Origin of the sequence: Kitasatospora sp. MBT63, assembly GCF_000710465.2 — a bacterium.
In the GTDB taxonomy this organism is placed as follows: Bacteria; Actinomycetota; Actinomycetes; order Streptomycetales; family Streptomycetaceae; genus Kitasatospora.
Genome location: NZ_JAIZ01000724.1, coordinates 1 through 262, shown reverse-complemented (window position 1 = coordinate 262; position 262 = coordinate 1). Strand labels below are relative to the sequence as shown.

The 262-nt window shown below is 79.8% G+C and carries 1 protein-coding gene; it reads left to right on the top strand.

The window, feature by feature from the left end:
* Positions 1 to 262 (top strand): LysM peptidoglycan-binding domain-containing protein (locus AA75_RS37700; RefSeq protein ID WP_033824943.1); only part of this gene is annotated, 262 nt, incomplete at both ends.

Here is a 262-nt window from a genome sequence, read left to right as displayed (position 1 = left end):
CCCCGGCGGCCGGATCGGCCGCCCCCGCCGCACCGCACGCGGGGGGCTCGGTCACCGTGCACTCCGGTGACACGCTGTCCGCCATCGCCCAGCGGGAGCTCGGCTCGGCGGAGGAGTGGCCGCAGCTGTTCGAGGCCAACAAGGGCGTCCAGGCCCCCGACGGCGCACGGCTGACCGACCCGGACGTCCTGGAACCCGGGATGGTCCTGGCGATCCCGGGCACCCCGGCCGCCCCGGCGCCCGCCCCGGCCCCTGCGCCCGC